The organism is Pseudorhodobacter sp. E13 (assembly GCF_003991405.1).
Taxonomy (GTDB): domain Bacteria; phylum Pseudomonadota; class Alphaproteobacteria; order Rhodobacterales; family Rhodobacteraceae; genus Pseudorhodobacter.
Window position 1 is genome coordinate 1 of sequence record NZ_RPEN01000118.1, and the last position, 6178, is coordinate 6178.

The 6178-nt window shown below is 62.7% G+C and carries 4 protein-coding genes; all 4 read left to right on the top strand.

Features of this window, described 5'->3' with window-relative positions; translation table 11 throughout:
- The first annotated feature begins 197 nt into the window (after positions 1-197).
- The 4 genes from EGN72_RS00610 to EGN72_RS00625 all read left to right on the top strand — a co-directional run bounded on the left by EGN72_RS00610 (position 198) and on the right by EGN72_RS00625 (position 6020).
- Positions 198-1619 (top strand): tyrosine-type recombinase/integrase, encoded by a 1422-nt coding sequence (locus EGN72_RS00610; RefSeq protein WP_127044733.1) that lies wholly within the window; start codon positions 198-200, stop codon positions 1617-1619.
- The gene (locus tag EGN72_RS00615) at positions 1616-3442 is read left to right on the top strand and encodes a hypothetical protein (protein WP_127044734.1); all 1827 of its coding nucleotides are present in this window, start codon (positions 1616-1618) and stop codon (positions 3440-3442) included. Before EGN72_RS00610 ends, EGN72_RS00615 begins: the two co-directional genes overlap by 4 nt.
- Positions 3443-3552: 110 nt before the next feature.
- A complete protein-coding gene (locus tag EGN72_RS00620; RefSeq protein ID WP_233586975.1) occupies positions 3553-5586 on the top strand; it encodes a hypothetical protein in 2034 nt (677 codons plus the stop codon).
- Complete coding sequence (locus EGN72_RS00625) at positions 5583-6020, top strand: hypothetical protein (protein ID WP_127044735.1); 438 nt, start codon at positions 5583-5585, stop codon at positions 6018-6020. The genes EGN72_RS00620 and EGN72_RS00625 overlap by 4 nt, the downstream gene beginning before the upstream one ends.
- Positions 6021-6178: the final 158 nt, after the last annotated feature.

Sequence of the window (6178 nt, forward strand, 5' to 3'; positions counted from 1 at the left end):
CCTTATCCTGACTCTATGGAATCGTCTCATTTCTGAGCATGGTGCGGGTTATGCGGAACCTTGGGATCAAGAGATGAGCCAGCCCCGGCCCGCTCTCCATCAAAAGGGCCGTAGGGACGGGGCTGGCGGCGTTTCCGTTTGAGCGCGATTGGAGTCGCGGCGTTCGTTTGCTGGACGCTAACGGTTTTGGAGGATGGATGACGCAGCTTTATTTCACCGACGGATTGGCGCTGCGCGCGCCCGTTTCGGTTGAAGGCGTTCCAGCCGATCTTTCCGCGTCCGTGACCAAGGCCGCTGACAGGATCGGCCTTATGGATGGCATGCCGTTCTTTCTGGATCGGGACGGCAGCTATATGCATGAGCTGAACCGCTTCTTCCGCGCTTGTCCTACCATGGGAGTGCGTTCGCGGCACAGTTTGCGCGCATACGCCCATGATATCCTGATCTGGATGCGGTTTCTTGAGGAACGACGCGGCAGCAAGCAGCTTTGGCGTGCCGATCATAACGATGTCATCGCGTTTCATCATGCACGGCGTCTGTCGGACGCGCCGTTCCGGATTTCGGCGTCCAGCTGGAACAGGGCGATTGCAGCGCTCGACAAATTGTACCGTTGGGCGTTCGAAGAAGGGCTGATCGCTTCGTCGCCGTTTCGATATGACTTGTCCTTTCGGCACGGTTATGGGCGGGGAACGCCCAAGGTTGTCCACGGCAACAGAGCCCGGGAGCGTGCCGTACGCCCGCATGACATGCAATTCGTCGATATGGGCCGCTACCTCGCGTTCCGGGATATCGGCCTGAGGGGCAGGTTGCCGGACGGGTCGGAGGACCCAGCCTGGCGTGGCCGCAATGGCGAGCGGAATGCCGTCTTCGCGGAACTGCTCGTTACCACGGGGATGCGCCTTGGCGAGGCCGGCTGCCTGCTTTTCGACGAACTACCTCGGTTGACCGCCGACAGCCCACGGATACTTCCTTTTGATCTGCCGGGTGCGATTACCAAGGGCGAGCGCCCTCGTCGTGTTCGTTTTCCGCGCCGGGTACTTAAGCTCATCAGGGATTATTGCGATATTGAGCGCCGGATTGCCATGGCAAAGGCGCCGCCTCGTCCGGTCGTTCCCTTCGTATTGTCACCCGACGGCCGCGACGCCATCGATGGCAGCGGTCGGCGCGTCGCGCTGACCAGGCTCCGTCCGCAAGACCGCCAACGGCTGCTGCGATCGCCTGATGGGATGGCTGAACACGCATCGCTCTGGCTCACGGAACGCGGTCAGCCCGTGTCGTCCGGAACCTGGGAGGTGGCGTTTCGCAGGGCAAGCCAGCGGTGCCAGGCTCTCGGTCTCGATATTACTGTCACTCCGCACATGCTGAGGCACACCTTTGCGGTCAACATGTTGTCGATGCTGATCCGCGAACAGGTGGGCAGGATCTTCAACCCGACCGATGCGCATGGTGCTGCCTACCGGCAGATGCTTGGCGATCCGCTCCGCCATCTCCAACACCTCCTTGGCCACGCGAACATCACCAGCACCTACATCTATCTCGACAGCCTTGCCGAGGCGCAGGAACTCGTCGATGCGGCGGCGGACCGCTGGACTGACGCACTCATGGCGGACGATCAATGACCGGCAGATCCGGAGTCTCACAGCCCCGCCCGGGGCGACGCGCGAGCTTTCCGGATCATCTTCCCGATCCCGGTCCCGCCGCCGCCATTGCCATCGCCGCCCGCCGTTTCGAGATTACCCTGGCCGGACGGACTGCGACGATGGACCTGACGCGTTTGCCGGGGCGCAATTCGCTTGCGCGGTCCTTCACGCAGGCACTCTGGCAGGCGTGTCAGGTCGGTGGCCCCGCCGGCACCGTCCGCACCGCCATGTCATTGGCCGAAGCCATCCATCGGTTCTGGCGCTATCTCGATGCGACAGGCTCATTCGTACAGGCGCTTGCCGAGATTGATGTTGATACCATCGAAGGCTTCGACGCCTGGATGGATGAGCGCGGACAGCATCCCAACCATCGCCGTCACCAGATGGGAGATGTGGTGATGCTGCTGCGGTTGGCGGATGCGGGCGAACCAGACCGCCTTTCCGAAGAGGCTTCCCGCCGATTGTTCTATGTCAGCACGCGCCCGGGTGTTCCACCGCGCCCGCGCGATGCCTACAGCGACAGTGTCCGGGCGGCCCTGAAGGCGGCCGCGCGCGCCGACGTCGCAGCCATCGGGCAGAGATTTCGGCCGACGCTTGCGCAGGAGTGCGAGACACGCATCGACCGGTTGGAGAGGGACGTCTTCGCGGAGATCGACCGTGTCGGTTTCATTACCGTTAAGAACGACCTTTTTCGTCAACTCTATGGGGCACGGAACTATGCGGGGATTTCGAATGAGGGGCTGAGCGACAGGATGCATGGCACGCGGCATCTGCTCCTCGGCGATCTGATTGCTCTGTTCGTTCTGCTGTCGCTGGAGACCGGCCTCGAGATCGAGGCGATCAAAACCTTGCGCGCCGATTGTCTCAAGAACCCTTCCCGCGGCTATGTCGAGATCGAGTATTGCAAGCGTCGCGCCCGTCATGCCGAGTGGAAGCGGCTGCGGGTTCGGGACGGAGGGTCAGGCACCCCGGGCGGTCTGCTGCGCCTCGCAATTCAGTGGACCGCGACGGCGCGCGGTCATCTCGGGAGCGAACAGCTTTTCACGTATTGCTGCCGCGGCCGCCTGACCGATGTCGTTCTGCCGATGCAATCCGCTAGAAAGGTCTGGGTTAAACATCACGGGTTGCAGGATGATGACGGGAAGCCGTTGAAGCTCTGCCTCTCGCGTTTGCGCAAGACCCACAAGGCTGCGTGGTATCGCAAGACCGGCGGTCAGCTGCGCCGGTTTGCGGTTGGACATACCGTCGAGGTTGCCGCGAACCACTATGGGGATATTCCCGCCTTGCGGCCGATCCACGAAGCTACCATCGCCGAGGCGCTGATGGACGCTGTCGAAGATGCGTTGCAGCCTACCGTGTTGACCCCGGAGGCCGAGGCCAAAGTCTTGGCAGCTCCGTCTTCGGCACAGCCCGGTTTTCCGGAGGGCTTGGCGACCGATGTTCCGGCATTGCTGGCAGGCGAACAGGATGTATGGCTGGCAAGCTGTTCCGGCTTCTACAGCAGCCCGTTCGCTAACTCGGGAGAGGCCTGCCCGGTGCCGTTCTGGGGCTGCCTCGAATGCCGCAACGGCGTCATCACCACCCGCAAGCTTCCCGCGCTGATGGCGTTTCTGGATTTCGTGGTGGACCAGCGCAAGATTTTGTCCGAAGCAGATTGGCAGGCGAAGTTCGGGAGGGCCCACCACAGGATCGTCGCGCAGATATTGCCGCAATTCTCTGAGCCCGATCTAGCCGCCGCGCGTGCCCTCGCAGCCAGTCAATCGGCACAGATCTACCTTCCCCCGGAGGCGGGTCTCGCATGAGAGCAAATCCAGACTTCACGACCGCAAGGCCATCGCTGCCATCGGCAATCCATCCCGACGACACCGACATCCTCGCAGGCAGACCGCTCAGACCGGGATCGGAGCGATCGATGCTGTCCCGCTTCGGCGACGATGTCTGGGATCTCAGTCCGGCGATGTTTCGCGCCAACGCGCGTCCGGCCGCGTTTCGTGTGGATTTCAGGGCCATTGCAGACCCCGCGCTTCGACGGCTCGCCAAGGAGTATATGCTTGCCCGCCTTCAGGCGCCGCTGCGCAGCTACCGGGGCCCTTGCGGCCCCTCGACCGCCAAGGGCACATTGCTGTTCCTGCGCCATTTCGGAGAGTTCCTGCACGATCGTATCGGTTCCGTCGAGCTGGCGCGCGTCGACCAGCAAGTGCTGGACGCGTATCTGGCGCATCTGGGGGCGGACGGCGCACGTTCATCGCAACAGATCCGCCTCTATGTCGATGTCCCCATCGACCTCCATCATTTCGGGCCATGGGTGACCGGGGGCGGCATTCCCTTCCTGCCTTGGGGCGGGCGCACGGCAAGCAATGTCAGCGGTCGGAGCCGGACGAGCTCGGAGAACACCACGCCGCGCATCCCCGAACCGGTCATCGGCGCGTTGCTCCACTGGTCGATACGATACGTCGATGTCTTCGCCCCGGATATCCTCGCGGCGCGCGAAGAGCTGGATCGTCTTGAAGCCCGTGCTGCCCAGATCATTGCCGAGGATGCGCGCCAGACCCGCCACGAACGCTTTCGCTACCGTCTTCGTACCTGGCTTGAGGCCCGTCGGGCAGAAGGGCGGGGCGTGCCGCTCTGGGAGCGCCGACCAAACACCACCCGCGGTGTCCCCGACATTAAGGAAGGCAATGCGTATAATTTCAGACTGATGTGCCTTCAGATCGGCTGTCCTCAAACGGGGAATCTCAGTAGTTCCACTGCGACCGTGAGGATGCTGGACCAGATGGCGGGCGAGATGGGAACCGAGGTCGGCGGCATGGATACCCCGATCAGCCGCGATCCCGATACCGGCCTGCCCTGGCGGGAGCGTTTCGACACGGACAGCTTACCGCATGAAGAGCAGATGCTGCAGGCGGCCTGTTACATCGTTTGTGCCTACCTGACGGGAATGCGCGACAGCGAGCTACAGGATATGGAACCGGGCTGCGTTTCGGTTGAACGCAGTGCCGACAACCTGATCGAGCGCTATCGCGTGCGCAGCACCGTCTACAAGCATCGCGAGGCGGCGGGCGTGTCCGCCGACTGGATCACCATCGCTCCGGTCGCCCGTGCCGTCGAAGTCATGGAAGCTCTGTCGCGCCGAGCGCGCGGCGACCGTGATCTTCGATCCCTCTGGGTCTCGCTGAAGCCATGGGACTGGACCGCAGACTACTTGGCCGCTCAGGCGTCGCCGATCATCAAGATGTTCCGCGACGGTCTGGATGCGAAGGTCGCAAACCCGCCCGCAATTCCACAGGTCGATGGGCGCCCTTGGCATTTTTCCACCCGGCAGTTCCGGCGCACCATTGCATGGTACATCGCGAACCGCCCCTTCGGCGTTATTGCCGGAAAGATCCAGTACAAGCATGCCTCCGTGGCGATGTTCGAGGGCTATGCCGGCGCGCCGCACGGAGATTTTCGGCGGGCGGTCGAGCAGGAACGGGCGCTTGGCCAATTGGACGATGTGGTCGCCTATTATGAGGCCTACCTGCAGGGTGATGAGCCCGGCGGACCGGCATCGTCCCGTCTCAAGCAGGAGTTCGACCACGTCCGGGACACCCTCGGTGATCTGCCTGGGCGCATCTTTGACCAGAAACGCCTGCGAACGATGCTGGCGCATCTTGGAAAGACACTGCATGTCGGGTTTCTGAACGATTGCTTCTTCGATCCCGCCAGCGCCCTCTGCCTGCGGCCCGACGACAAGCCGGTGGCCCCGGTGATTTCGCGCTGCAGCCCGGACCGCTGCCCCAATTCCTGTCTGACCACGCGTCATGTTGCGCCCTGGCAGGCTTCAATCGAAGAGGGTGAACGCCTCCTGCAGGGTAACACCCTGTCAGCGGTTCAGAAGGTCGCAATCACACAGGACAATGATCGAAAGCGCCGGCTGATCGCTCATCTGGAGGACCCAAAGGTATGACACGGCCCGTCAGTCAGAAGACCGAAGACGCCTTGCGCGCCGCCATGAAGCGACTGCTCGAAGGAACTTCCGTCCATACCGACGGTCGTCTCACCATCGCCAATCTTGCGCGCGAGGCTGGTGTCAGCCGCGCAACGGCCAACCGTGCCACTGTCGTTCTCGGCGAATTCCGTGCGGCGGAGGCGCGGTTCCGGTCGGGATCGGTCGCGGGACTGAAGGCTCGTATCCGCGAACTCGAAGCCGAACTGCGGGCTGCACGCGGCGGCGAGCTGGCAGAGCTGCGCGTGACCGTCAAAACCCTGGCGCAACACATCCAGATCCTCGCGCTCGAGGGTGAAGAACAACGCCGCGTGATCGCGGTTCTTGAAGAGCAGATCGCGCGGGCCGACCCGAAAGTCCTGTCGTTCAGGCCGCCGTCCAAGGACGGCACCTAAGGTCTCGGTCAGGGAGAGGAAGAGGTGAGCCGGGTGGGGGTGAAATAGGGATGAGAAGAGAGGAAGCCCCCATGAACTGTCTCACCGATGCCACTCGGGAAAACCCCAATGACGGCAGGAAGTTTTCAGAAAGAGACAGCTTGACTGTCCAGATAACA

Bases quoted from the DNA above. Each gene is read 5' to 3' on its own strand.
- EGN72_RS00610 (WP_127044733.1), top strand. From the start codon at position 198: ATGACGCAGCTTTATTTCACCGACGGATTGGCGCTGCGCGCGCCCGTT.
- EGN72_RS00615 (WP_127044734.1), top strand. From the start codon at position 1,616: ATGACCGGCAGATCCGGAGTCTCACAGCCCCGCCCGGGGCGACGCGCG.
- EGN72_RS00620 (WP_233586975.1), top strand. From the start codon at position 3,553: ATGCTGTCCCGCTTCGGCGACGATGTCTGGGATCTCAGTCCGGCGATG.
- EGN72_RS00625 (WP_127044735.1), top strand. From the start codon at position 5,583: ATGACACGGCCCGTCAGTCAGAAGACCGAAGACGCCTTGCGCGCCGCC.